Annotated in this window: 1 pseudogene; it reads right to left on the bottom strand. The window is 46.3% G+C overall.

The window, feature by feature from the left end:
* Positions 1-585: pseudogene (locus tag ACTHUR_RS15830) on the bottom strand (outer membrane insertion C- signal); the annotation flags it as partial.
* Positions 586-607 lie beyond the last annotated feature (22 nt).

Below are 607 nucleotides of genomic sequence, written 5' to 3'. Positions count from 1 at the left end.
GTCTTGACGGTTAGCTTCTAAAGCGTCAGCTGCTGCTTTGCCGGCTAATGCGAGATCACCGATGTATTTTTTATTGGCATCAATATCTTTACGGTTGGCTTCCAAAGCCTCAGTTGCTTTCAGACCTGCTTGTGCCAAGTCAACGATGTCTTTATCGTGACGAGTGATAGCTGCGCTAGTCGCGTCGCTCAGGGCAGTTACTTCATCACCGATGTCGTTAACTTTTTTACCCATGTCGGCAGTGTATTTTGCCAATTCTTCGAAGTCAGCTTTATCGGCTTTAGTTTCGATTGCTGCTGTGTTGGCGTCGATGTCTTGACGGTTAGCTTCTAAAGCGTCAGCTGCTGCTTTACCGGCTAATGCGAGATCACCGATGTCTTTATCCAAGCTGGCGATCGCATTATTGAAGCCTTCGTTAGCTTCTTTTTGCTCTTCAAGTTTGGCAGTATTTTCAGCGATTGCTGCTTTATTGGCGTCGATGTCTTGACGGTTAGCTTCTAAAGCGTCAGCTGCTGCTTTGCCGGCTAATGCGAGATCACCGATGTATTTTTTATTGGCATCAATATCTTTACGGTTGGCTTCCAAAGCCTCAGTTGCTTTCAGACCT

The organism is Neisseria sp. P0021.S007, assembly GCF_051956855.1.
The sequence above is the reverse complement of the archived record's forward strand: the minus strand, read 5'-3'. Positions and strand labels throughout refer to the sequence as shown.